The sequence below is a fragment of the Actinomadura sp. NPDC049382 genome (assembly GCF_040677125.1).
GTDB lineage: Bacteria > Actinomycetota > Actinomycetes > Streptosporangiales > Streptosporangiaceae > Spirillospora > Spirillospora geliboluensis.
In genome coordinates, this window is record NZ_JBFARO010000006.1 from 1 (window position 1) to 23,272 (window position 23,272).

Annotated in this window: 23 protein-coding genes; 21 read left to right on the top strand and 2 right to left on the bottom strand. The window is 71.4% G+C overall.

All coding sequences use genetic code 11. From position 1 onward, the window contains the following. The first annotated feature begins 3 nt into the window (after nucleotides 1-3). Nucleotides 4-780 carry a hypothetical protein gene (locus tag AB0K34_RS05765; RefSeq protein ID WP_364546199.1) on the top strand — a complete coding sequence of 259 codons (777 nt, stop codon included), beginning with the start codon at nucleotides 4-6 and terminating at the stop codon, nucleotides 778-780. Nucleotides 781-824: 44 nt separating this feature from the next. Then, nucleotides 825-1,097 (top strand): hypothetical protein, encoded by a 273-nt coding sequence (locus tag AB0K34_RS05770; protein ID WP_138640592.1) that lies wholly within the window; start codon nucleotides 825-827, stop codon nucleotides 1,095-1,097. 110 nt (nucleotides 1,098-1,207) lie between these two features. Here the strand turns inward: AB0K34_RS05770 and AB0K34_RS05775 are convergent, their stop codons facing one another. Next, the gene (locus tag AB0K34_RS05775) at nucleotides 1,208-1,411 is read right to left on the bottom strand and encodes a BldC family transcriptional regulator (RefSeq protein WP_021593176.1); all 204 of its coding nucleotides are present in this window, start codon (nucleotides 1,409-1,411) and stop codon (nucleotides 1,208-1,210) included. A gap of 247 nt (nucleotides 1,412-1,658) precedes the next feature. Here AB0K34_RS05775 and AB0K34_RS05780 point away from each other — a divergent pair, with 247 nt between their 5' ends. The 19 genes from AB0K34_RS05780 to AB0K34_RS05870 all read left to right on the top strand — a co-directional run bounded on the left by AB0K34_RS05780 (nucleotide 1,659) and on the right by AB0K34_RS05870 (nucleotide 22,058). Further along, entirely contained in the window at nucleotides 1,659-2,636 is a 978-nt protein-coding gene (locus AB0K34_RS05780; protein ID WP_364545930.1) for a threonine/serine dehydratase, read from the top strand. Between the two features lie 45 nt (nucleotides 2,637-2,681). Beyond that, nucleotides 2,682-2,921 (top strand): DUF4229 domain-containing protein, encoded by a 240-nt coding sequence (locus tag AB0K34_RS05785; RefSeq protein ID WP_364545932.1) that lies wholly within the window; start codon nucleotides 2,682-2,684, stop codon nucleotides 2,919-2,921. Between the two features lie 85 nt (nucleotides 2,922-3,006). Continuing rightward, nucleotides 3,007-3,708, top strand: coding sequence for a demethylmenaquinone methyltransferase (locus AB0K34_RS05790; protein WP_364545935.1), 702 nt, complete (start codon nucleotides 3,007-3,009; stop codon nucleotides 3,706-3,708). A 136-nt stretch (nucleotides 3,709-3,844) separates the two neighbouring features. Next, complete coding sequence (locus AB0K34_RS05795; RefSeq protein WP_364545938.1) at nucleotides 3,845-5,101, top strand: geranylgeranyl reductase family protein; 1,257 nt, start codon at nucleotides 3,845-3,847, stop codon at nucleotides 5,099-5,101. A 181-nt stretch (nucleotides 5,102-5,282) separates the two neighbouring features. After that, on the top strand, nucleotides 5,283-5,642 hold the full coding sequence (locus tag AB0K34_RS05800) for an NADH-quinone oxidoreductase subunit A (RefSeq protein WP_138636821.1): 360 nt from the start codon (nucleotides 5,283-5,285) through the stop codon (nucleotides 5,640-5,642). Between the two features lies 1 nt (nucleotide 5,643). Then, entirely contained in the window at nucleotides 5,644-6,189 is a 546-nt protein-coding gene (locus tag AB0K34_RS05805) for an NADH-quinone oxidoreductase subunit B (protein WP_089324571.1), read from the top strand. Beyond that, complete coding sequence (locus AB0K34_RS05810; protein ID WP_364545942.1) at nucleotides 6,190-6,969, top strand: NADH-quinone oxidoreductase subunit C; 780 nt, start codon at nucleotides 6,190-6,192, stop codon at nucleotides 6,967-6,969. Beyond that, nucleotides 6,966-8,312: an NADH-quinone oxidoreductase subunit D gene (locus AB0K34_RS05815; RefSeq protein WP_138636824.1), complete on the top strand. Its 1,347-nt coding sequence runs from the start codon at nucleotides 6,966-6,968 to the stop codon at nucleotides 8,310-8,312. Before AB0K34_RS05810 ends, AB0K34_RS05815 begins: the two co-directional genes overlap by 4 nt. Then, nucleotides 8,309-9,088, top strand: a complete 780-nt coding sequence (nuoE, locus tag AB0K34_RS05820; RefSeq protein ID WP_364545945.1) for an NADH-quinone oxidoreductase subunit NuoE — start codon at nucleotides 8,309-8,311, stop codon at nucleotides 9,086-9,088. Before AB0K34_RS05815 ends, nuoE begins: the two co-directional genes overlap by 4 nt. Then, nucleotides 9,085-10,383: an NADH-quinone oxidoreductase subunit NuoF gene (gene nuoF / locus AB0K34_RS05825; protein WP_138636826.1), complete on the top strand. Its 1,299-nt coding sequence runs from the start codon at nucleotides 9,085-9,087 to the stop codon at nucleotides 10,381-10,383. The genes nuoE and nuoF overlap by 4 nt, the downstream gene beginning before the upstream one ends. Further along, entirely contained in the window at nucleotides 10,380-12,842 is a 2,463-nt protein-coding gene (locus tag AB0K34_RS05830; protein ID WP_301173979.1) for an NADH-quinone oxidoreductase subunit G, read from the top strand. Before nuoF ends, AB0K34_RS05830 begins: the two co-directional genes overlap by 4 nt. Then, complete coding sequence (gene nuoH, locus AB0K34_RS05835; protein WP_138636828.1) at nucleotides 12,839-14,179, top strand: NADH-quinone oxidoreductase subunit NuoH; 1,341 nt, start codon at nucleotides 12,839-12,841, stop codon at nucleotides 14,177-14,179. Before AB0K34_RS05830 ends, nuoH begins: the two co-directional genes overlap by 4 nt. Then, nucleotides 14,166-14,720: an NADH-quinone oxidoreductase subunit NuoI gene (gene nuoI / locus AB0K34_RS05840; RefSeq protein ID WP_138636829.1), complete on the top strand. Its 555-nt coding sequence runs from the start codon at nucleotides 14,166-14,168 to the stop codon at nucleotides 14,718-14,720. The genes nuoH and nuoI overlap by 14 nt, the downstream gene beginning before the upstream one ends. After that, the gene (locus AB0K34_RS05845; RefSeq protein ID WP_138636830.1) at nucleotides 14,717-15,625 is read left to right on the top strand and encodes an NADH-quinone oxidoreductase subunit J; all 909 of its coding nucleotides are present in this window, start codon (nucleotides 14,717-14,719) and stop codon (nucleotides 15,623-15,625) included. The genes nuoI and AB0K34_RS05845 overlap by 4 nt, the downstream gene beginning before the upstream one ends. Then, nucleotides 15,622-15,921, top strand: coding sequence for an NADH-quinone oxidoreductase subunit NuoK (gene nuoK, locus AB0K34_RS05850; protein ID WP_138636831.1), 300 nt, complete (start codon nucleotides 15,622-15,624; stop codon nucleotides 15,919-15,921). Before AB0K34_RS05845 ends, nuoK begins: the two co-directional genes overlap by 4 nt. A 10-nt stretch (nucleotides 15,922-15,931) precedes the next feature. Further along, the gene (gene nuoL, locus AB0K34_RS05855) at nucleotides 15,932-17,848 is read left to right on the top strand and encodes an NADH-quinone oxidoreductase subunit L (RefSeq protein ID WP_364545951.1); all 1,917 of its coding nucleotides are present in this window, start codon (nucleotides 15,932-15,934) and stop codon (nucleotides 17,846-17,848) included. Beyond that, nucleotides 17,845-19,425: an NADH-quinone oxidoreductase subunit M gene (locus AB0K34_RS05860; protein ID WP_364545954.1), complete on the top strand. Its 1,581-nt coding sequence runs from the start codon at nucleotides 17,845-17,847 to the stop codon at nucleotides 19,423-19,425. The genes nuoL and AB0K34_RS05860 overlap by 4 nt, the downstream gene beginning before the upstream one ends. Next, on the top strand, nucleotides 19,422-21,008 hold the full coding sequence (gene nuoN / locus AB0K34_RS05865; RefSeq protein WP_138636833.1) for an NADH-quinone oxidoreductase subunit NuoN: 1,587 nt from the start codon (nucleotides 19,422-19,424) through the stop codon (nucleotides 21,006-21,008). Before AB0K34_RS05860 ends, nuoN begins: the two co-directional genes overlap by 4 nt. A gap of 78 nt (nucleotides 21,009-21,086) precedes the next feature. After that, complete coding sequence (locus AB0K34_RS05870) at nucleotides 21,087-22,058, top strand: polyprenyl synthetase family protein (protein WP_240807640.1); 972 nt, start codon at nucleotides 21,087-21,089, stop codon at nucleotides 22,056-22,058. Here AB0K34_RS05870 and AB0K34_RS05875 read toward each other — a convergent pair. Continuing rightward, nucleotides 22,034-23,266, bottom strand: coding sequence for an MFS transporter (locus AB0K34_RS05875; RefSeq protein ID WP_364545958.1), 1,233 nt, complete (start codon nucleotides 23,264-23,266; stop codon nucleotides 22,034-22,036). The two genes, AB0K34_RS05870 and AB0K34_RS05875, sit on opposite strands and share 25 nt — an antisense overlap. Between the last annotated feature and the right edge of the window lie 6 nt (nucleotides 23,267-23,272).

Below are 23,272 nucleotides of genomic sequence, written 5' to 3' on the forward strand. Positions count from 1 at the left end.
GACATGGGCGACGCCGCCCAGCGGACCCTGGAGGTCAAGCTGGTGTTCGTGCTGCTGTCCGGGGGGCTCGCGCGGCGCGGCCACGGGCGGCCGCGCGCCGGCGACTACTCCTGGAGCGACTTCGAGCTGGACGACGACCGGCTCCGCGTCGAACCGCACCCGCCCGGCATGCCGCACGCCGCCGACGGCCGCCGCCACTGCGGCGTGCTGGAGGACGTCCTGCACCGGCAGTGGGACGTCCGGGACGGGCCGCCGCCGCCCGAGGTGATCGGCGCGGTGGAGAGCCTGGCGTCGCTGCCCGAGCGGCTGAAGGAGAAGCTCGCGGCCGGGCTGGACGGCATCTACGTGGGGCCCGGCGGGGTGCCGCAGCTCGACGACATGGGCCACCTGCGCGACCGGCCGCTGCCGTCCGGCCGCGCGACCTGGGACATCTGCGCCGGCGCCTACGGCGACCGCAAGATCGTCGTGGGTGACCGGCCGTCCCCGACCCCGGACGTGATGCTGCACGAGGTCGGGCACGCCCTCGACGACATCGACGGCGCCGACGGCGAGTGGACGTCCGACAGCCCCGCGTTCCGGAAGCTGTACGAGGAGTGCCTGCCGCATCTGGCGAGCGGCTTCCACCGGCAGCCGGGCGCGCTCGGCCGCCGCGAGTTCTTCGCCGACGCGTTCGCCGCGATCTCCTCCCGGCAGCGTCCCGCGCTCGTGGATATGCTCGCCGGCAACATCAGGACGGCCCTTGAGGTCATGCTCTTCTTCAACCGCGAGTACGGGATCTAGGACACCGTGATGACGGCGACGGCAGACGGCGAGGGTGATCGACGATGTACGTGATCCGGCTCCCCGACGGCACGCTCCGGGTCCCGCACAGCGTGATCGCCGGCGCGGACGGCTCCGAGCCCGGATCCGGCGCGCGCGAGGGACGGATCATCGCCGACGCCTATGTGGAGATCGGCCCGGACGACCCCGACTACGACCGGCTGCTCCGCGAGTCGCTCACCGAGGAGGAACTGGAGGACCGGCGGCGCCGCTGGCGGGACGAGGACGCGGACCTGCTCCGCCGGTTCGAGGAGTGGAAGGGGGACGCGGAGGACTGAGCGCCGGAGGGCGCGGGGAGCGCGGGGCGTCCCCGGGGCGGTGCGATGCCCCGGCCGCCCGGCTGGTTGGGACCGTCGAGGGCGCGGCGGTCCGGGCGGCCAGAGCCTCGTCAGCGGGCCGAGTGCTCGGCGACGGGCTCCTCGCCGCGCAGCAGCGCGTGCACCTCGGACTCGCGGAAGCGCCGGTGGCCCCCCGGAGTGCGGATGCTGCTGATCCGGCCCGCGGCGGCCCACCGGGTGACCGTCTTCGGGTCGACCCGGAAGAGGGCGGCGACCTCCCCTGGGGTCAGCAGGCGCTCGCTCGTGCTCTCCACGTTTTCTCTCCCCCTTTGTCCCGCTCTCGGCGCGGGTGGACTGTTTACAGTGTGGCGGGTCAAGACCGATTTCTCCCTTGTTTTCGGAAAAGATCACCGACCGTAGTTTCCCGAGCAGGAGCGATCGCGCTCGGTATTCGGCACTGTGGCCACCGCTCCCGCACTGACCCCATTTGACCTGCCAAGTCACGGGGGAAACGGGCTGCGGCGCGCCTGCGGCGCGGCGCGCGAAGTAGTCTTCGAGACCATGTCCGATCTTGTTTCGCTGCCGGAGATCGAGCGGGCCGCCGAGCGCGTCGCGGGCGTCGCCGTCCGGACCCCGCTCGTCCCGTTCCCCCGCGACCCCGCCCCCGCCGCCGGCGAGCCGGAGCTGCTGGTGAAGGCCGAGTCGCTGCAGCCGATCGGCGCCTTCAAGGTGCGCGGCGCCTACGCCGCCATCTCCGCGCTCCCCGAGGAGCAGCGCGCGGCCGGGGTCGTGACGCACTCCAGCGGCAACCACGCGCAGGCCGTCGCCTACGCCGCCCGCGCCCTCGGCATCAAGGCCGTCCTGGTCATGCCGCACACCACCCCCGGCGTGAAGGTCGAGCGGTGCATCGCGCTCGGCGCCGAGGTCGTCTACGTCGAGCCGACCGGGCAGGCCCGCGCCGAGACCGCCGGCAAGCTCGCCGCCGCGCACGGCTTCACGCTGATCCCGTCCTACGACGACGCGCGGGTCATCGCCGGGCAGGGCACGGTCGGGCTGGAGATCGTCAAGGACCGCCCGGACGTCGACGTCGTGCTCGTCCCGATCAGCGGCGGCGGCCTCATCGCCGGCGTCGCCGCCGCGGTGAAGGCGCTGCGGCCCGAGGCGAAGGTGATCGGCGTCGAGCCCGAACTGGCCGCCGACGCCCGCGACTCCCTGGCCGCGGGACGACCCGTCACCTGGGACGCCGAGAAGACCGGCCGCACCCTCGCCGACGCGCTGCGCGTCCAGCGGGTCGGCGACCTGCCGTTCGCCCACCTGCGCGCCCACGTGGACGGCATCGTCACCGTGACCGAGGACGAGATCCGCCGCGCGATGCGCCGGCTGGCCCGCGAGGCCCGCCTGATCGCCGAGCCGGGCGGCGCCGTCGCCACCGCCGCCTACCTGGACCGCCGCGCCGAACTGCCCGAGGGGCGCACCTACGTCTCCGTCCTGTCCGGCGGCAACGTCGACCCGGCGCTGCTCCTGGACGTCCTGAGGTGACCCCGGGGACGGAGCGCGCGGGACCGGGGTTAACCTCGAAGGGTCATGCGCTCCGTCATCCTCTACACCATCGCGCGGGCCGCGATCTTCGCGGCGACCGCGGGTGTGCTGGCGCTCTTCGGCGCCCGCGGCTTCCTGCTCCTGCTGCTGGCCCTGCTGATCAGCGGCATCGTCAGCTACGTACTGCTGTCCGCGCAGCGCGACCGCGTGTCCGCCGCCGTCACCCGCGGCGTCCGCAGCGGACGGAAGAAGTACGAGAAGTCCCTCACCAAGGAAGACGCGTGACGGCTTCCGCCGGGCCGTCGCGCCCGTAGGGAACCAAGGGGGACCACGGGCGCGCACGGGTCCGGGCAGTCTCTAGGCTGGAGGCATGACCCGCGCCTCTCTTGACAAGCAGCCGGCCGACGTGGCGGCGATGTTCGACGGCACCGCCGAGCGGTACGACCTGCTGAACACGCTGATGACCGGCGGGCAGGACCGGCGGTGGCGGCGGGAGGTCGTGCGGGCGCTGGACGCGCGGCCGGGCGAGCGGATCCTCGACCTCGCGGCGGGGACGGGCACGTCCTCGGTGCCGTTCGCGGAGGCGGGCGCCGACACGGTGGCATGCGACTTCTCCCTCGGGATGCTGCGCGTCGGGGTGCGCCGGCAGGAGGGCGTGCGGGGGCTGCGCTTCGTGGCCGGCGACGCGCTGTCGCTGCCGTTCGCGGACGGCTCGTTCGACGCCGTCACGATCTCCTTCGGGCTGCGCAACGTCGCCGACACCGTGAAGGCGCTGCGCGAGCTGCGCCGGGTCGCGCGGCCGGGCGGGCGGCTGCTGGTGTGCGAGGTGAGCCACCCCCCGAACGCGCTGCTGGCGCTCGGGCACAAGGCGCACCTGAAGTACGGGCTGCCGCTGCTGGCGCGGGTCAGCTCCAATCCCGACTCCTACCGCTACCTCGCCGAGTCGACGCTCGCCTGGCCCGACCAGGCGGGGCTGGCGCGGCTCGTCCAGGACGCCGGCTGGGACGCGGTGCGGTGGCGCGACCTCACGTTCGGGGTGGCCGCGATGCACCACGCGGTCAATCCCGGCTGATCGCGGCGGCGGGCGGTTCGGACCGGTCCAAAGTCAGACCGACCCAGAAGTACCCACCAGTCGTGATAAAGGAATAGACTCCCCTGTCGGATCCTTGTGAAGTGCTTCACAAGCGAACGAGCTGAAGAGGAACGCCGTGACCGACTCCACCCGACACGCGGACGTGATCGTCGTCGGGGCAGGCCCCGCCGGATCGTCGACCGCCTACTGGTTGGCGCAGGCCGGCCTGGACGTGTACCTGCTGGAGAAGGCCGTCTTCCCGCGGGACAAGATCTGCGGTGACGGGCTCACCCCCCGCGCCGTCCGCGCCCTCATCGGCATGGGCGTCGACATCAACGACCCGGGCTGGGGGCGCAACCGGGGGCTGCGCATCTACGGCGGCGGCGTCAAGGTCGAGCTGCCCTGGCCGGAGCTCGCGTCCTTCCCCGACTTCGGGCTCGTCCGCAAGCGCACCGACCTCGACCAGCTGCTCGCCGAGCACGCCGCGAAGGCCGGCGCGCGGCTGCTGCAGGGCTGCAACGTGACCGGTCCCATCCTGGACGAGCGCACCGACCGCATCATCGGCGTCACCGCCGTCCTCGACGGCGAGGAGACGGAGTTCCGCGCGCCGCTCGTCGTCGCCGCCGACGGCAACTCCACCCGGCTGTCGCTCGCCATGGGGCTGCGGCGTCGCGAGGACCGGCCGATGGGCGTCGCGGTCCGCCGCTACTTCCAGTCGCCGCGCCACGACGACGACTTCATGGAGGCGTGGCTCGAACTGTGGGACGGCGAGCGACTCCTGCCCGGCTACGGCTGGGTGTTCGGCGTCGGCGACGGCACGTCCAACGTCGGCCTCGGCCTCCTCAACACCAGCAAGGCGTTCCAGAACGTCGACTACCGGGGCATGCTGAAGCGCTGGTGCGCGCAGATGCCCGAGGACTGGCAGTTCGACGAGGAGCACGCCACCTCCAAGATCCGCGGCGCGGCGCTGCCGATGGGCTTCAACCGGCAGCCGCACTACACCCGGGGCATGCTGCTCGTCGGCGACGCCGGCGGCATGATCAACCCGTTCAACGGCGAGGGCATCGACTACGCGCTGGAGTCCGGCCGGCTGGCCGCCGACATCATGGTGCAGGCGCTCGCCCGCCGCACCCCGGCGCAGCGCGAGCGGACCCTCTACGAGTACCCGCGCATCCTGAAGGACGAGCACGGCGGCTACTTCACCCTCGCGCGCGTCTTCGTGCAGGCGATCGGCGACCCGCGCGTCATGAAGTTCCTGACCTCGCACGGCCTGCCGCACCCGACGCTGATGCGCTTCACGCTCAAGCTCCTGGCCAACCTGACCGACCCCAAGGGCGGGGACGCGATGGACCGGGTCATCAACGCGATGCAGAAGGTGGCGCCGGCGGCATGAGCGAACCCCGTACGACGCTCCTGATCGAGCTGATCGAATTGAAGCTTCCGCAGGTGAGCGGACTACAGTGCAGTACCCGAGCCCCTGAGGGGAGCGCTATTGATCACCTTGGTTAGGGTGGCGGGTCGCCGGCGGCCCGTCCCGTACAACGTCGTACGTCCCGAGGAGAGGTCGTAGAGGCATGGATCTCTATATTCCGATCATCGTGCTCGGGGTGCTCGCCTTCGCCTTCGCGGCGGGCTCGGTGCTGATGGCCGCGTTCACCGGGCCGAAGCGGTGGAACCGCGCCCGGCTGGACGCCTACGAGTGCGGCATCGAGCCGACTCCGCAGCCGGTCGGCGGCGGGCGTTTTCCGATCAAGTACTACCTGACGGCGATGCTGTTCATCGTCTTCGACATTGAGATCATCTTCCTTTACCCCTGGGCGGTCGCGTTCGACCGGATGGGGCTCTTCGGCCTTGTCGAGATGGTCCTTTTCATCGTCACCGTGCTCGTGGCGTACGCCTACATCTGGCGGCGCGGCGGTCTGGAGTGGGACTGACATGGGTCTAGAGGAGAAACTCCCGAGCGGGTTCCTGCTGACCACGGTCGAGCAGGTCGCGGGATGGGCGCGCAAGAGCTCGGTGTGGCCGGCGACGTTCGGCCTCGCGTGCTGCGCGATCGAGATGATGGCGACCGGGGACCCCCGGCACGACTTCTCCCGGTGGGGGATGGAGCGTGCCTCGGCGACGCCGCGGCAGGCCGACCTGATGATCGTCGCGGGCCGGGTGAGCCAGAAGATGGCGCCGGTGCTGCGGCAGATCTACGACCAGATGACCGAGCCCAAGTGGGTCATCGCGATGGGCGTGTGCGCCTCGTCGGGCGGCATGTTCAACAACTACGCGATCGTGCAGGGCGTGGACCACATCGTCCCGGTCGACATCTACCTGCCGGGCTGCCCGCCGCGGCCGGAGATGCTGCTGGACGCGATCCTGAAGCTGCACGACAAGATCCAGAACACCAAGCTCGGGCCGCAGCGGCAGAAGCAGATCGCCGAGCTGGAAGAGGCCAAGCGCCGCCAGCTCCCGCTCCTGGGTCAGGGGGCCTAGATGAGTTCCGAGCACCCCGAGCAGAAGGCCGAGCAGGCCGCCGACCAGCTTCCCGCGCAGACCGAGGAGGAGCGCCGGGAGCAGCCGATCGCCCGCAAGGGCATGTTCGGCGCGAAGACCACCGGCGACACCTCCGGCTACGGCGGGCTGGTCGTCCGGCAGAGCCCGAAGGTGTCGGCGCCGCGCCCCTACGGCGGGCCCGGCGGCGCGGCCGAGCGCGGCGAGTTCGACGACATCGCCGACGAGCTGGAGCGGGCTCTGCGGGGTCCGGGGTCGTCCCCGGAGAAGACAGGGCCCGACTTCGGCGACGCGATCGAGCGGGTCGTCGTGCACCGCGGCGAGCTGACCTTCCACGTCAAGCGCGAGCACCTGCGCACGGTCGCCACGACCATGCGGGACGAGCCGTCGCTGCGCTTCGAGCTGTGCTCGGGCGTGTCCGGCGTGCACTACCCGAAGGACGAGGGCGCCGAGCTGCACGCGGTCGTGCACCTGCTGTCGATCACGCACAACCGGCGGGTCCGGCTGGAGGCGAGCTGCCCCGACGCCGACCCGCACATCCCCTCGCTCGTCCCGGTCTACCCGACGAGCGACTGGCACGAGCGCGAGACCTACGACTTCTTCGGGATCGTCTTCGACGGCCACCCGGCGCTGACGCGCATCGAGATGCCCGACGACTGGGTGGGGCACCCGCAGCGCAAGGACTACCCCCTGGGCGGCATCCCCGTCGAGTACCGAGGAGCGGAGATCCCGCCGCCGGACGAAAGGCGGTCGTACGTATGAGTTCGACGAAGTACACCGAGTACGACGCCTACGCCGCCGAGGAGGCGGCCGAGGGCAAGGTCTTCGACGTCAACGGGCAGGACTGGGACAAGGTCGTGTCCGCCGCCGAGGAGGCGGGCGACGAGCGGCTCGTCATCAACATGGGGCCGCAGCACCCGTCCACGCACGGCGTGCTCCGGCTGATCCTCACGCTCGACGGTGAGACGGTGAACGAGGCCCGGGTGGGCATCGGCTACCTGCACACCGGCATCGAGAAGAACATGGAGTTCCGCACCTGGACGCAGGGCACCACGTTCTGCACCCGGATGGACTACCTCGCCCCGCTGTTCAACGAGGCGGCGTACTGCCTCAGCGTGGAGCGGCTGCTCGGCATCGAGGACAAGATCCCGGAGCGGGCCCAGATCATCCGCGTGATGATGATGGAGCTGAACCGGATCTCCTCGCACCTGGTCGCGATCGCCACGTTCGGGCTGGAGCTCGGCGCGACGACCGTCATGCTGAACGGGTTCATCGAGCGCGAGTACACCCTCGACCTGTTCGAGGAGATCACCGGCCTGCGGATGAACCACGCCTACATCCGCCCCGGCGGCGTCGCGCAGGACCTCCCGAGCGGCGCCACCAGCAAGATCCGCGACTACCTGGACCGGATGCCGAAGCGGATCCAGGCGCTGCGCAAGCTGATGGACGACAACCCGGTCTTCAAGGCCCGCACGCAGAACATCGCGTACCTGGACCTGACCGGCTGCATGGCGCTCGGCATCACCGGCCCCGTGCTGCGCTCCACCGGCCTGCCGTGGGACCTGCGCAAGTCGCAGCCCTACTGCGGCTACGAGACCTACGACTTCGACGTCCCGACGCAGGACACCTGCGACGTGTACGGCCGCTACCTCGTCCGGATGGACGAGATGGAGCAGTCGCTGCGGATCGTCGAGCAGTGCCTGGACCGGCTGCAGTCGGTCAAGGGCCCGGTCATGATCGAGGACAAGAAGATCGGCTGGCCCGCGCAGCTCGCGATCGGCGCCGACGGCATGGGCAACTCGCCCCGGCACATCGCGCACATCATGGGCACCTCGATGGAGGCGCTGATCCACCACTTCAAGCTGGTCACCGAGGGCTTCCGGGTCCCGGCGGGCCAGGCGTACGCGCCGATCGAGTCGCCCCGCGGCGAGCTCGGCGCGCACGTGGTCAGCGACGGCGGCACCCGCCCGTACCGGGTCCACTTCCGCGAGCCGTCCTTCGTCAACCTGCAGGCCACCCCGGCGATGAGCGAGGGCGGCATGGTCGCCGACATCATCGCGGCCGTGGCCAGCATCGACCCGGTCATGGGGGGAGTGGACCGATGACGTACGAACCCGAGGTGCGCGAGCGGCTGGAGCGGGACGCCAAGGAGATCATGGGCCGGTACCCCCGGCCGCGGTCGGCGCTCCTGCCGATGCTGCACCTGGTGCAGTCGGTCGACGGCCACGTCACCCAGCACGGCGTGGAGTTCTGCGCCGAGATGCTCGGCATCACGCCCGCGCAGGTGATGGGCGTCGTCACGTTCTACACGCAGTACAAGCAGGAGCCGGTCGGCGACTACCACGTCGGCGTCTGCACCAACACGCTGTGCGCGATCATGGGCGGCGACCAGATCTGGGACGAGCTGAGCGAGCACACCGGCGTCGGCCACGACGAGGCCACCCCGGACGGCAAGATCAGCCTGGAGCGGGTCGAGTGCAACGCGGCCTGCGACTTCGCCCCCGTGGTGATGGTCAACTGGGAGTTCTTCGACAACATGACTCCCGCGAAGGCCAAGCAGCTCGTCGACGACCTGCGGCTGGGCAAGGACGTGCTCCCCTCGCGCGGGCCGAACCGCCTGGCCACCTGGCGGGAGGCGTCCCGCGTCCTCGCCGGGTTCCCCGACGGACTCGCCGGCGAGGGCGTCCAGGCCGGGCCGGAGTCGCTGGTCGGCCTGAAGCTCGCGCACGAGCGCGGGTGGGCGGCGCCGTCCGCCGACACGGGCCGCGAGCGCCCGGACGAGCCGGTCAAGCCCGAGCAGATCGCCGAGCCGCCGCACGAGCCCGGCAAGCCGATTCCGGGCGAGGCCAAGCCCGGCAGCCAGGAGGGACGGAACAAGTGACCACGCTGACCCCCGTCCTCACGAAGAACTGGGACCGCGCCGACTCCTTCACCCGGGCGGGCTACGAGCGCGACGGCGGCTACGCGGCGCTGCGCAAGGCGCTGCGGATGGAGCCCGACGAGATCGTCCAGGCGGTCAAGGACTCCGGGCTCCGCGGCCGCGGCGGCGCCGGGTTCCCCACCGGGATGAAGTGGGGCTTCCTGCCGCCGTCCAGCCCGAACCCGCGCTACCTCGTCGTCAACGCCGACGAGTCCGAGCCGGGCACGTGCAAGGACATCCCGCTGATGATGGCGAACCCGCACGTCCTCGTCGAGGGCGTCATCATCAGCGCGTACGCGATCAAGTCGAGCCACGCGTTCATCTACGTGCGCGGCGAGGTCCTGCACGTCATCCGCCGCCTCCAGCAGGCGGTGGCGGAGGCGTACGAGGCCGGCTACATCGGCAAGGACATCCTCGGCTCCGGCTACGACCTCGACGTGGTCGTGCACAGCGGCGCCGGCGCCTACATCTGCGGCGAGGAGACGGCGCTGCTCGACTCCCTCGAGGGGTTCCGCGGCCAGCCCAGGCTGAAGCCTCCCTTCCCCGCGGTCGCGGGCCTGTACGGCGGCCCGACTGTCATCAACAACGTCGAGTCGATCTCCTCGGTTCCCTCGATCGTCGAGAACGGGCCGGAATGGTTCGCCTCGATGGGCACCGAGAAGTCGCAGGGCTTCGGGATCTTCTCGCTGTCCGGGCACGTCACCCGGCCCGGCCAGTACGAGGCGCCGCTCGGCATCACGCTGCGGGAGCTGCTCGACATGGCGGGCGGCATCCGGGAGGGCCACCGGCTGAAGTTCTGGACGCCCGGCGGGTCGTCCACGCCGATCTTCACCGACGAGCACCTGGACGTGCCGCTGGACTTCGAGTCCGTCGGCGCCGCCGGGTCGATGCTCGGCACCCGGGCGCTGCAGATCTTCGACGAGACGACCTGCGTCGTCCGGGCGGTGCTGCGCTGGTCGGAGTTCTACGCGCACGAGTCGTGCGGCAAGTGCACGCCGTGCCGTGAGGGCACCTACTGGTACAAGCTGATGCTCAAGCGGCTCGAGGCGGGCGACGGCACCGAGGAGGACCTGGAGACCCTGCTGGACATCTCCGACAACATCCTCGGCCGCGCGTTCTGCGCCCTCGGCGACGGCGCGACCAGCCCGGTCGTGTCGTCGATCAAGCTGTTCCGGGACGAGTACCTCCAGCACTTCGAGCAGGGCGGCTGCCCGTTCGACCCGGCCAAGTCCACCCTCTGGGGAGGTGCCAAGTGACCGTCACCGACGACAAGTCGGCGGTGGAGAAGGTCGAGATGGTCTCCTGCACCATCGACGGCTTCGAGATCGAGGTGCCGAAGGGCACGCTGATCATCCGGGCCGCCGAGCTGCTCGGCATCCAGATCCCCCGGTTCTGCGAGCACCCGCTGCTCGACCCGATCGGGGCGTGCCGGCAGTGCCTGGTGGAGATCCCGGACGCCGGCAACGGCCGCGGGATGCCGAAGCCGCAGGCGTCCTGCACCACCGCGGTGATGCCGGGCATGGTCGTCAAGACCCAGCTCACCTCGCCGGTGGCCGACAAGGCCCAGCACGGCATCATGGAGTTCCTGCTCATCAACCACCCGCTGGACTGCCCGGTCTGCGACAAGGGCGGCGAGTGCCCGCTGCAGAACCAGGCGATGTCGAACGGGCGCGGCGAGACCAGGTTCCAGGAGACCAAGCGCACCTGGCCGAAGCCGATCCCGCTGTCCAGCCAGGTGCTGCTGGACCGGGAGCGGTGCATCCAGTGCACCCGCTGCACCCGGTTCTCCGAGCAGATCGCCGGCGACCCGTTCATCGACCTGTTCGAGCGGGGCGCCAAGGAGCGGGTCGCGGTCGCCGACGACCGGCCGTTCCACTCCTACTTCTCCGGCAACACCGTGCAGATCTGCCCGGTGGGAGCGCTCACCGGCACCGCGTACCGGTTCCGGTCCCGGCCGTTCGACCTCGTGTCGCAGCCGAGCGTCTGCGAGCACTGCGCGTCCGGCTGCGGGCTGCGCACCGACCACCGGCGCGGGAAGGTCACCCGCCGGCTGGCCGGCGACGAGCCGCAGGTCAACGAGGAGTGGAACTGCGACAAGGGCCGCTGGGCGTTCACCTACACCACGCAGCCCGACCGGCTCACCACGCCGCTCGTCCGGAACGAGGACGGGGTGCTGGAGCCGGCGTCGTGGCCGGAGGCGCTGACGGTCGCGGCGCGCGGCCTCGCGGCGGCGCACGGCTCGGCCGGCGTGCTGGCCGGCGGCCGCGTCACCCTTGAGGACGCCTACGCCTACGCCAAGTTCGCCCGGGTCGCGCTCGGCACCAACGACGTCGACTTCCGGGCCCGGCCGCTGTCGGACGAGGAGTCGCGGTTCCTCGCCTCGTCGGTCGCGGGACGCTCCATCGAGGTGTCCTACGCCGACCTGGAGAAGGCGCCCGCCGTCCTCCTCGCCGGGTTCGAGCCGGAGGAGGAGTCGCCGATCGTGTTCCTGCGGCTCCGCAAGGCGTACCGCAAGAACCGGCTGAAGGTGTACGCCGCCGCCCCGTTCGCGACCCGCGGGCTGGGCAAGGTCGGCGGGACGCTGCTGCCGACGGCGCCCGGCGCGGAGGCCGAGACCCTCGGCTCCCTCATCGGGGACGACGCCCGCTCCGACGTCCGGACGCTGCTGGAGACGCCGGGCGCGGTGATCCTGGTCGGCGAGCGGCTCGCCGCCAGCCCGGGCGCGCTGACCTCGGCGGTCCGGGTGGCGCAGGTGACCGGCGCGAAGCTCGCGTGGGTGCCGCGCCGGGCCGGGGAGCGCGGCGCGGTGGAGGCCGGGGCGCTGCCCGGGCTGCTGCCGATCGGCCGCCCCGTCGCCGACCCGGCCGCGCGCGCCGAGGTCGCCCGCACCTGGGGCGTCGCGGAACTGCCCGCCGACCCCGGTGAGGACACCGCCGGCATCATCGCCGCGGCGGCGCAGGGCCGCCGGGGCGCGCTGCTCGTCGGCGGCGTCGACCCCTACGACCTGCCCGACCCGGACGCGATGCTCCGGGCGCTCGACGCGACCCCGTTCGTGGTGAGCCTGGAGCAGCGGCCGAGCGCGGTCACCGACCGCGCCGACGTGGTGCTGCCGGTCGCGGCCGTCGCGGAGAAGGCCGGCACGTTCGTCGACTGGGAGGGCCGCGGCCGCCCGTTCGACATCGTGCTGAAGCAGGCCGGGCGGATGTCCGACCTGCGGGTGCTGGACGCGCTCGCCGACGAGATGGACGTCCATCTGGGCCTGCCCGGCCCGGAGGCGGCGCGCCGCGAGCTGACCGGCCTCGGCGCGTACCGCGGCGAGCGTCCGGACGCGCCGAACGTGGCGCAGGAGCTGCCGCCGCACCCCGAGCAGGGCGAGGCGCTGCTCGCGACGTGGCGGCTGCTGCTGGACCGGGGCCGCCTGCAGGACGGGGAGCCGTTCCTCGCGGGCACCGCCAAGGCGGCCGTCGCCCGGCTGTCGCCCGCGACCGCCGCCGAGATCGGCGCGACCGGCGCGGTGACGGTGTCGGCGGCGCGCGGCGAGGTGACGCTGCCGCTGGAGATCACCCCGGACATGCCCGACCGGGTGGTGTGGCTGCCGACGAACTCGGCCGGCTGCGCCCTCTACCGGGATCTGGGCGCCGCCGCGGGCGGCGTCGTCAAGATCGCGAGCGGGGTGCTCGCGAGCACCGCGCGGAACGTGGGAGGTGGCGAATGAGCCCGCTCGCCGCGGCGCCGGCCGCCCAGCCGCCGCTGCAGGACTTCGGGCACGACCCGTGGTGGCTGATCGGCGGCAAGGTCCTGGTCATCTTCGCGTTCCTCGTGGTGACCGTGCTGCTGACGATGTGGATCGAGCGGCGCGTCATCGGCCGGATGCAGCTGCGCGTCGGCCCGAACCGCGCCGGGCCCTTCGGCCTGCTGCAGGGCCTCGCCGACGGCGTCAAGCTGGCGCTGAAGGAGGACATCGTCCCCCGCCAGGTGGACAAGGTGGTGTTCATCCTGGCGCCGGTGATGGCGGCGGTGCCGGCCTTCATCTCGTTCATCATCATCCCGTTCGGCCCGACGGTGTCGATCTTCGGCCACCAGACGGCGCTGCAGGGCACCGACCTCCCGGTCGCGGTCCTGCTGGTCCTCGCGATGTCGTCGATGGGGATCTACGGCGTGGTGCTGGCCGGCTGGTCGTCGATGTCCCCGTACTCGCTGCTCGGCGGGCTCCGCTCGTCCGCGCAGATGATCTCCTACGAGATCGCGATGGGGCTGTCGTTCGTCGCGGTGTTCATGTTCGCCGGGTCGATGTCCACCTCGGAGATCGTCGCGGCGCAGCAGGACAAGTGGTTCGTGCTGCTGCTGGCGCCGTCCTTCATCATCTACGTGATCACGATGATGGGCGAGTCGAACCGCATCCCGTTCGACCTCCCCGAGGGCGAGGGCGAGATCGTCGGCGGCTTCCACACCGAGTACTCGTCGCTGAAGTTCGCGATGTTCTTCCTCGCGGAGTACATCAACCTCACGACGCTGTCGGCGCTCGCCACCACGATGTTCCTCGGCGGCTGGCGCGCGCCCGCGCCGATCTCCACGGTGTGGGCCGGGGCCAACTCCGGCTGGTGGCCGGTGCTGTGGTTCCTGATCAAGATCTTCCTGTTCATCTTCTTCTTCATCTGGCTGCGCGGCACGCTGCCGCGGGTCCGCTACGACCAGCTGATGAAGCTCGGCTGGAAGGTGCTGATCCCCGTCTCGCTCGGCTGGATCCTGCTGGTCGCCGCGATCCGCGCCTTCAAGAACGAGGGCTACGACATGCAGCAGATCGCGATCGGCACCGCGATCGCCGCCGCGGTCGTGCTGGTGGCGACGGTGATCTGGGAGATGGTCCGCGGCGGCGAGGACGGCAAGGAGATCGTCCCCGGCGCGGCGGAGGGGCCGCGCCCCGACCCGGCCGCGGGCGGGTTCCCGGTGCCGCCGCTGGACGCGCCCCACTACCACGGCCGCGCCCGCGAGCCGGTCCGGCCCGCCACGATCGAAACCCCTCCTGAGGAGGTCACCAGTGGGACTCACTGATTTCCTGAACCCGGTCAAGGGGTTCGGGGTCTCGTTCCACCAGATGTTCATGAAGAGCGAGACCGTTCAGTACCCCGAGGTGAAGAAGCCGACCGCCCCGCGCTTCCACGGGCGGCACCAGCTGAACCGGTGGCCGGACGGGCTGGAGAAGTGCATCGGCTGCGAGCTGTGCGCGTGGGCCTGCCCGGCGGACGCGATCTTCGTCGAGGGCGCCGACAACACCGAGGACGAGCGGTACTCGCCCGGTGAGCGGTACGGCCGCACGTACCAGATCAACTACCTGCGCTGCATCCTCTGCGGGCTGTGCATCGAGGCGTGCCCCACCCGGGCGCTCACGATGACCAACGAGTACGAGCTCGCCGACGACAGCCGGGAGAGCCTGATCTACACCAAGGACATGCTGCTCGCGCCGCTGCGCGAGGGCATGGAGACGCCGCCGCACGCCATGCGGCTCGGCGACACCGAGGAGGACTACTACCGCCTCGGCCTCCAGTCCGACGAGTCGCCGGCCGGGCCGGCCGAGGGCGGTGAGGGCAGATGAGCGCCGCGCACGTCCTCGCCGCCGAGGTCGCCGACAAGCAGTCGGGCGAGCCGTTCTTCTTCTGGCTGCTCGCCGTGGTGTCGGTCGCCGGCGCGCTCGGCATGATCTTCGTGCGGAAGGCGGTGCACTCGGCGCTGCTGCTGGCGACCGTGATGCTCAGCCTCGCCGCGCTGTACGCGATCCAGAACGCGCCGTTCCTGGCCTTCGTCCAGGTGATCGTCTACACCGGCGCGGTGCTGATGCTGTTCCTGTTCGTGATGATGGTCGTCGGGGTCAGCTCCACCGATTCGCTGGTGGAGACGATCCGGGGCCAGCGCTTCTGGGGCGTGATCGCCGCGATCGGGTTCATCGCCCTGCTGACCGCGGGCCTCGGCAACGCGGCGCTCGGCGACTCGGCGGGCCTGAACCAGGCCAACGCCGAGGGCAACGTCGTCGGCCTGGCCCGGCTGCTGTTCTCCAAGTACGTGTTCGCGTTCGAGGCGACCAGCGCCCTGCTGATCACCGCGGCGCTGGGCGCGATGGTGCTGGCGCACCGGGAGCGCACCGAGCCGAAGCCGACCCAGAAGGACCTGTCCAAGGGCCGCTTCCTCAGCGGCGACCACCCGGGCCCGCTGCCGGGCCCCGGCACCTACGCCCGGCACAACGCCGTCGACATGCCGGCGCTGCTCCCGGACGGGACGCCGTCGGAGCTGTCGGTCAACCCGGTCATCGCGGCCCGCACCGACACCGCCGCGCGGCACGCCGACCTGCACGGCGGCACCGAGGAGGAGGCGATGGAGCGGGACGTGGCGGAGGTCAGGGCGGTCACCGCCGAGGCCGCCGAGGCCGACGCCGAGGAGCGCTCCGTCAAGTCGGGGACGCCGGCCGCGGGCGGCGGCGCGAGTGAAGGCGAGGCTGGTCAATGAGTCCGGGGCACTACCTGGCTCTCTCGGCGATCCTGTTCACCATCGGAGCGCTCGGCGTCCTCGTGCGGCGCAACGCGCTCGTGGTGTTCATGTGCATCGAGCTCATGCTGAACGCGACGAACCTGGCGTTCGTCTCGTTCTCCCGCATGCACGGCAACCTCGACGGCCAGATCATCGCGTTCTTCGTGATGGTGGTGGCCGCCGCGGAGGTCGTGGTGGGCCTCGCGATCATCATGACCATCTTCCGGACCCGCAGGTCCTCGTCGGTCGACGACGCGAACCTGCTGAAGTACTGAGAGGTCGGGAATGCAAGCGGAAGGCATCCAGGCCGCGTCCTGGCTTCTCATCGCGCTCCCGCTCGCGGGCGCCGCGATCCTCCTGCTCGGGGGGAGGCGCACCGACAAGTGGGGCCACCTGCTCGGCGTCACCATGTCGGTCGCGTCGTTCGCGGTGGGCGTCGCGATGTTCGCCCAGATGCTCGGGTACGACGCCGCGGAGCGGCGCCGCACCCTGCACCTGTGGGACTTCATCGACGTGGGCTCGTTCAAGGTCGGCATGGACCTGCTGGTGGACCCGCTGTCCATCAGCTTCGTCCTGCTGATCACCGGGGTGGGCTCGCTCATCCACATCTACTCCATCGGCTACATGGCCGAGGACCCCCACCGCCGCAAGTTCTTCGCGTACCTGAACCTGTTCGTCGCGGCGATGCTGCTGCTGGTGCTGGGCAACAACTACCTGGTCATGTTCCTCGGCTGGGAGGGCGTGGGTCTCGCGTCCTACCTGCTGATCGGGTTCTGGCAGCACAAGCCGACCGCGGCGACCGCGGCGAAGAAGGCGTTCGTCGTCAACCGCGTCGGCGACATGGGGCTGATCATCGCGATCGCGCTGATGTTCGCGACGTTCGGCACCATCGACTACGGGCCGATCCTCGGGCTCGGCCCCGAGCACGCCGGCCTCGCGAACCAGCTGGGCTCCGGCACCGCCACCGCGATCGGGCTGCTCCTGCTGCTCGGCGCGTGCGGCAAGTCGGCGCAGCTGCCGCTGCAGTCCTGGCTGCTGGACGCCATGGAGGGCCCGACCCCGGTGTCGGCGCTCATCCACGCCGCCACGATGGTGACGGCGGGCGTCTACCTGATCGTCCGGTCCGGGCCGATCTTCGAGATGTCGGAGACCGCGCAGCTCGTCGTGACGATCGTCGGCGCGGCCACGCTGCTCGCCGGTGCGATCATCGGTTGCGCGAAGGACGACATCAAGAAGGCCCTCGCCGGGTCGACGATGTCGCAGATCGGCTACATGACGCTGGCCGCCGGGCTCGGCAAGGCCGGGTACGTCTTCGCCATCGCGCACCTCATCGCGCACGGCTTCTTCAAGGCGGGCCTGTTCCTCGGCGCCGGCTCCGTCATGCACGGCATGAAGGACGACGTGAACATGCGCCACTACGGCGCGCTGCGCGGCGTCATGATGGCCACCGCGGTGACGTTCGGGCTCGGGTACCTCGCGATCATCGGGTTCCCGTTCCTGTCCGGCTGGTTCACCAAGGACGCGATCATCGAGGCCGCGTTCAACAAGGGCGGCACGTCCGGGGCGATCCTCGGCACCTGCGCGGTGGTCGGCGCGGCCGTCACCGCCTACTACATGTCGCGCGTCATGTTCATGACGTTCTTCGGCGAGAAGCGCTGGGCGGACGACGTCCACCCGCACGAGTCGCCGAAGGTCATGACGATCCCGCTGATGCTGCTCGCGGTCGGCTCCGTCGCCGCCGGCGGGTTCCTGATCCTCGGCGGGTTCGCCGACTTCCTGGAGCCGGTCGTCGGGGCGCCCGAGCACGAGCACGAGTTCGCGTTCATCACCGGCCCGGGCGTCGCGGTCTTCGTCCTGATGATCGCCGGCGCCGTGATCGCGTGGCGGCAGTACGGCGCCCGCAAGGTGCCGCGCGAGGCGCCCAAGGGCTCGTTCGTCACCGTCGCGGCCCGCAAGGACCTGTACGGCGACGCGATCAACGAGTCGCTGCTCATGCGTCCCGGCCAGTGGCTGACCCGCCTCGCGGTCTGGTTCGACGGGCGCGGCGTCGACGGCCTCGTCAACGGCACGGCCGCCGGGGTCGGCGGCAGTTCGGGCCGGCTCCGCCGCGTCCAGACCGGCTTCGCCCGTTCGTACGCACTCTCGATGCTGGGCGGCGCGGCCCTCGTGGTCGCGGCGCTCCTGGTGGTGAACGTTTCATGAGCGACTTTCCCTGGCTGAGCGTCCTCATCGGACTGCCACTGGTGGGCGCGCTGCTGCTCATCGCCATCCCGCGCCAGCGGGAGGCGCTGGTCAAGCAGTTCGCGCTCGGCGTCTCCATCCTCGTCGCGGTGCTCACCGGCGTCATGGCGGCGGGCTTCGACGCGGGCGGGGCGCGCTTCCAGTTCGAAGAGAAGTACTGGTGGATCAAGGAGTTCGGGGTCCACTGGGCGCTCGGGGTCGACGGCGTCGCGCTGACGCTGATCCTGCTGTCGGTCATCCTCGTCCCGCTGGTCATGCTGGCCTCCTGGAACGAGGCGGACCGCTCCGGCGGCACCGACGTGCCGGCGAAGCGGTCGGTGAAGACCTACTTCGCGCTGCTGCTGTCGCTGGAAGCGGCCATGATCGGCGTCTTCGCGGCGACCGACGTGTTCCTCTTCTACGTCTTCTTCGAGGCGATGCTGATCCCGGTGTACTTCATCATCGGGTCCTACGGCGGCGCGCAGCGCTCCTACGCCGCGGTGAAGTTCCTGCTGTACTCGCTGTTCGGCGGGCTGCTGATGCTCGTCGCGGTCATCTGGCTGTACCCGCTGTCGGCCAAGTCCGTCGCGGACGGCGGCCTCGGCCACGGCACGTTCATGTTCGACGAGCTGTCGAAGATGAACATCGACCCGACGACGGCGAAGTGGCTGTTCCTCGGCTTCTTCGTCGCGTTCGCGATCAAGGCGCCGATGGTGCCGGTGCACACCTGGCTGCCGGACGCGGCGCAGCAGTCCCCGGCCGGGGCGCTGGTGCTGATCGTCGGCGTGCTGGACAAGGTCGGCACCTACGGGATGCTCCGGTTCTGCCTGGAGCTGTTCCCCGGCGCGGCCAAGTGGGCGACGCCGGCGGTGCTCGTGTTCGCGGTCGTCAGCATCATCTACGGCGCGATCCTCGCGATCGGGCAGGTCGACATGAAGCGGCTGATCGCCTACACGTCGATCTCCCACTTCGGGTTCATCGTGCTCGGCATCTTCGCGATGACGTCGCAGGCCCAGTCCGGCGCGGCGCTCTACATGGTGAACCACGGGTTCTCCACCGGCGCGCTGTTCCTGATCGTCGGGTTCCTGATCGTCCGGCGGAAGTCGGCGCGGATCTCCGACTTCGGCGGCGTGCAGAAGGTCGCCCCGGTGCTCGCAGGGACGTTCCTGATCGCCGGCCTGTCCGGGCTGTCGCTGCCCGGCCTGTCGCCGTTCGTGTCGGAGTTCCTGGTCGTGGTCGGCACGTTCAGCCGCTACCAGTGGGCCGCCGTCGCCTCCATCATCGCCATCGTGCTCGCCGCCATCTACATCCTCTGGATGTACCAGCGGACCATGGGCGGCCAGCCGGTGGCCGCGGTGGAGGGCATGAAGGACCTGTCCGCCCGGGAGAAGTGGGTCATCGCCCCGATCATCGCGATCATCGTGGCGATGGGCTTCTTCCCGCAGCCGGTGCTGCACGTGATCAACCCGTCGGTGGACCACACGCTGGCCAGGGTCGACCAGCACGACCCGGCGCCGGACATCACCGGTAACGTCGCCGAGAACGGAGCCCGTCCATGAGCACCTCCAGCCAGGTGAGCGCGGTCCTCGCGCAAGGGGGTGACATCCCCGCGCCGCACATCGAGTACGGGCAGATCGCCCCGCTGCTCCTGGTCCTCGGCGCCGCCGTCGTGGGCGTGCTCGTCGAGGCGTTCGTCGGCCGCAACGCGCGCTACTACGTGCAGGTTCCGCTCGCGTTCCTCGGCCTCGCCGGCGGTTTCGGCTGGACGGTCGCGCTCGCGTGGCGCGACAACCCGCACCACGTCGCGGCCGAGGGCGCGATCGGCGTGGACGGGCCGACGCTGTTCATCCAGGGCACCATCCTGCTGCTGGGGCTGGTCAGCCTGCTGCTGATCGCCGAGCGCGGCGGCCACGCGACCGGCGGGCACTTCGCCGCGCAGGCGTCCGCGCTGCCCGGCAGCGAGGCCGAGCAGCGGACCGCCGAGGCGGGGGTCACCCAGACCGAGGTGTACCCGCTGATGATGTTCGCCGTCGGCGGCATGATCATGTTCCCGGCGGCGAACGACCTGCTCACGATGTTCGTGGCGCTGGAGGTCATGTCGCTGCCGCTGTACCTGCTGTGCGGGCTCGCCCGCCGGCGGCGCCTCCTCTCCCAGGAGGCGGCGGTCAAGTACTTCCTGCTCGGCGCGTTCTCGTCGGCGTTCTTCCTGTACGGCGCGGCGCTGCTGTACGGGTACGCCGGGTCGGTGCGGCTGGCGGACATCTCCGCCGAGATCGGCAAGGACGCCGGCAACGAGACGCTGCTGCTCGCGGGCGCCGCGCTGCTGTCGGTCGGGCTGCTGTTCAAGCTCGGCGGCGTCCCGTTCCACATGTGGAAGCCGGACGTCTACCAGGGCGCCCCGACCCCGATCACGGCGCTGATGGCGTCCGGGACGGTCGTCGCCGCGTTCGGCGGGATCCTGCGGGTCTACTACGTGGCGTTCGAGACGCTGCGCTGGGACTGGCGGCCCCTCATGTGGGGTGTGGCGATTCTCACGATGGTCGCCGGGTCGATCATCGCGATCACGCAGACCGACATCAAGCGGATGCTGGCCTACTCGTCCATCGCGCACGCGGGCTTCCTGCTCATGGGCGTGATCGCCAGCTCCGCGAACGGCCTGTCGAGCACCCTGTTCTACCTGCTCGCCTACGGCTTCACCTCGGTCGGCGCGTTCGCCGTCGTCACGATGGTGCGGGACGCGGGCGGCGAGGCCGGGCACCTGTCCCGGTGGGCCGGGCTCGGCAAGCGCTCCCCGGTGGTCGCGGGCGTGTTCGCCTTCTTCCTGCTGGCGTTCGCGGGCATCCCGCTCACCAGCGGGTTCACCGGGAAGTTCGCGGTGTTCAAGGCCGCCGTCGAGGAGGGCGCGACGCCGCTGGTCATCGTCGCGGTCATCTCGTCCGCGGTCGCCGCGTTCTTCTACGTCCGGGTGATCGTGGTGATGTTCTTCAGCGAGCCGGACGCCGAGGGACCGGTCGTGGTGGCCGGGCCGGCGACCGCGGTAGCGGTGGCGCTCGGTGTGACGGCTACTGTGGTACTCGGCGTGATCCCGCAGCCGGTCCTGGACCTCGCGGGTCAGGCCACGACCCACATGTTCGTCCGTTAGGGAGTCTGGGTGAGCAACCCATCCGCGGAGAAGTCCGGCGGGCCGGCCGTCAAGGGGACCGGCCCGTTCGGGCTTCCCATCGACGCCGCGCTCGCGTCCGACGCCAAGGCGCGCCTGACCGACGTCGAGGCCCTGCTGCTCGACTGCGTGCGCGGCGAGGACCCGCTGCTCACCGAGGCTTCCGAGCACCTCGTCGAGGCGGGCGGCAAGCGGTTCCGGCCCATGCTGGTACTGCTCGCCTCCCACTTCGGCGACCCCGCCGCGGCCGGCGTGGTGCCCGCCGCCGTCGTCGTCGAGCTGACCCACCTCGGCACCCTCTACCACGACGACGTGATGGACGAGGCGACCGTCCGCCGCGGCCAGCAGTCCGCCAACTCGCGGTGGACGAACACCGTCGCGATCCTCACCGGCGACTACCTGTTCGCCCGCGCGTCCGACCTGCTCGCCGACCTCGGCCCGGAGGCGGTCCGCATCCAGGCCCGCGCGTTCGCGCGGCTCGTCCGCGGCCAGATCCAGGAGACGGTCGGCCCGGGCGAGGACGCCGACCCCCTCAAGCACTACCTCCAGGTCGTCGCCGACAAGACCGCGTCGCTCATCGCCGTCTCCGGCCAGTTCGGGGCGCTGCTGGCGGGCGCCCCGGCGCACGTCGTCGACACGGTCACCTCCGCCTGCGAGAAGATCGGCATCGCGTTCCAGCTGTCCGACGACATCCTCGACATCGACTCCGAGACCGAGGAGTCGGGCAAGACCCCCGGCACCGACCTCCGCGAGGGCATCCGCACGCTGCCGATGCACCACGTGCTCGCCGGCGTCGGCTCCGGCCCGGACGACGCCCGCCTCCGCGAGCTGCTCGTCCAGGACCTCACCGACGACGCGCTGCACGCCGAGGCGCTCGCCCTCCTGCGCGCCCACCCCGCGATGGACCGCGCCCGCGCCGACCTGCGCCGGTGGGCCGAGGACGCGCGCACCGAGCTCCTCACCCTCCCGGACGTCCCGGCCCGGGAGGCGTTCACCAACCTCTGCGACTACGTCGTCTCCCGCACCGGCTGACCTCCGTCGGCCGGTTCCGCCGGGCGGGCCCGCACCTCGCCGCCACCGCGATGCCCGAGTGTCATCGCGGTGGCCAGGGCGAGCGCGGCCAGCGCGCCGCCCAGCCACATGACGCCTTCCTCTCCCGCGGTGTCGGCGACGCGTCCGCCGGTCAGCGCTCCCAGCGAGATGGCGATGTTGAACGCGGCGACGAACAGCGCCGACACGGGTTCGGGTGCGTCGGGGGCGGCCCGCAGCAGCCAGTTCTGCAGGGTGACCGAGACGCCGCCGTAGGCGATGCCCCACAGCATCAGCAGCGCCACTGCCGGGAGCGGGTTCCGGCCTGCGACGGGGATCAGGAGGGCGGCGGGTGCGAGCAGCGCGGTGAGCGTGATCAGGGTGCGGCGCGGGTCGCGCGCTGAGGCCGTCCCGGCGGCGAAGTTCCCGGCGACGCCCGCGATGCCGTAGCCGAGCAGCAGGGTGCTGATCAGGCCGGCGTCCACGCCCGACACCCGCTCCAGGACGGGACGCACGTAGGTGTACGCCGCGAAGTGCCCGGTGACGAGCAGCATCGTGACCAGCAGCCCGGCCCGCACGGCGGGCACGCGCAGGAGCCCCGGCAGCCGCCGCAGGCCCGCAGGGCCGGTGCCGGGCAGCGGCGGCAGCAGCACGGCCAGGGCCGCGCAGGCGGCGGCCGCGGACAGCCCCGCTACGGCGAACGCGGCCCGCCAGCCGGCCAGGTCGCCGAGGAGCGTGCCGGCGGGGACGCCCACCACCGACGCCACCGCGATCCCGCCGAAGATGACCGAGGTGGCGGTGCCGACCGAGCGGGCCGGCACCAGCCGGACCGCCAGCCCGCCGGCGATCGCCCACACCCCGCCGATCGCGACGCCGACCAGGATCCGCGCGACCAGCAGCACCTCCAGGTTGGGCGCGGCGGCCGAGGCCAGGTCGGCGGCGGCCAGCAGGCCCGCCAGGACGGCCAGCACCGTCCGCCGGTCGTATCGGGCGGTCGCGGCGGGGAGCACGAGGGCGGACAGCGCGGCCACGAGGCCGGGCACGGTCATCGCCAGCCCGGCCGTGCCGGCGGACACCCCGAGGTCCGGGCCGATCGAGGTGAGCAGCCCGACCGGCAGCATCTCGCTGGTGACGACGAGGAACGTCGTCGCGGCGACCGCGGCGACCGCGGGCCGGCCGCGCCGGGGCGCGGGAAGGGGAGCGTACGTCATGCTCAC

What these genes read in the sequence shown, in the direction of transcription:
- AB0K34_RS05765 (WP_364546199.1), top strand. Translation starts at nt 4, where the DNA reads ATGGGCGACGCCGCCCAGCGGACCCTGGAGGTCAAGCTGGTGTTCGTG.
- AB0K34_RS05770 (WP_138640592.1), top strand. Translation starts at nt 825, where the DNA reads ATGTACGTGATCCGGCTCCCCGACGGCACGCTCCGGGTCCCGCACAGC.
- AB0K34_RS05780 (WP_364545930.1), top strand. Translation starts at nt 1,659, where the DNA reads ATGTCCGATCTTGTTTCGCTGCCGGAGATCGAGCGGGCCGCCGAGCGC.
- AB0K34_RS05785 (WP_364545932.1), top strand. Translation starts at nt 2,682, where the DNA reads ATGCGCTCCGTCATCCTCTACACCATCGCGCGGGCCGCGATCTTCGCG.
- AB0K34_RS05790 (WP_364545935.1), top strand. Translation starts at nt 3,007, where the DNA reads ATGACCCGCGCCTCTCTTGACAAGCAGCCGGCCGACGTGGCGGCGATG.
- AB0K34_RS05800 (WP_138636821.1), top strand. Translation starts at nt 5,283, where the DNA reads ATGGATCTCTATATTCCGATCATCGTGCTCGGGGTGCTCGCCTTCGCC.
- AB0K34_RS05805 (WP_089324571.1), top strand. Translation starts at nt 5,644, where the DNA reads ATGGGTCTAGAGGAGAAACTCCCGAGCGGGTTCCTGCTGACCACGGTC.
- AB0K34_RS05810 (WP_364545942.1), top strand. Translation starts at nt 6,190, where the DNA reads ATGAGTTCCGAGCACCCCGAGCAGAAGGCCGAGCAGGCCGCCGACCAG.
- AB0K34_RS05815 (WP_138636824.1), top strand. Translation starts at nt 6,966, where the DNA reads ATGAGTTCGACGAAGTACACCGAGTACGACGCCTACGCCGCCGAGGAG.
- nuoE (WP_364545945.1), top strand. Translation starts at nt 8,309, where the DNA reads ATGACGTACGAACCCGAGGTGCGCGAGCGGCTGGAGCGGGACGCCAAG.
- nuoH (WP_138636828.1), top strand. Translation starts at nt 12,839, where the DNA reads ATGAGCCCGCTCGCCGCGGCGCCGGCCGCCCAGCCGCCGCTGCAGGAC.
- AB0K34_RS05845 (WP_138636830.1), top strand. Translation starts at nt 14,717, where the DNA reads ATGAGCGCCGCGCACGTCCTCGCCGCCGAGGTCGCCGACAAGCAGTCG.
- nuoK (WP_138636831.1), top strand. Translation starts at nt 15,622, where the DNA reads ATGAGTCCGGGGCACTACCTGGCTCTCTCGGCGATCCTGTTCACCATC.
- nuoL (WP_364545951.1), top strand. Translation starts at nt 15,932, where the DNA reads ATGCAAGCGGAAGGCATCCAGGCCGCGTCCTGGCTTCTCATCGCGCTC.
- AB0K34_RS05860 (WP_364545954.1), top strand. Translation starts at nt 17,845, where the DNA reads ATGAGCGACTTTCCCTGGCTGAGCGTCCTCATCGGACTGCCACTGGTG.
- nuoN (WP_138636833.1), top strand. Translation starts at nt 19,422, where the DNA reads ATGAGCACCTCCAGCCAGGTGAGCGCGGTCCTCGCGCAAGGGGGTGAC.
- AB0K34_RS05875 (WP_364545958.1), bottom strand. Translation starts at nt 23,266, where the DNA reads ATGACGTACGCTCCCCTTCCCGCGCCCCGGCGCGGCCGGCCCGCGGTC.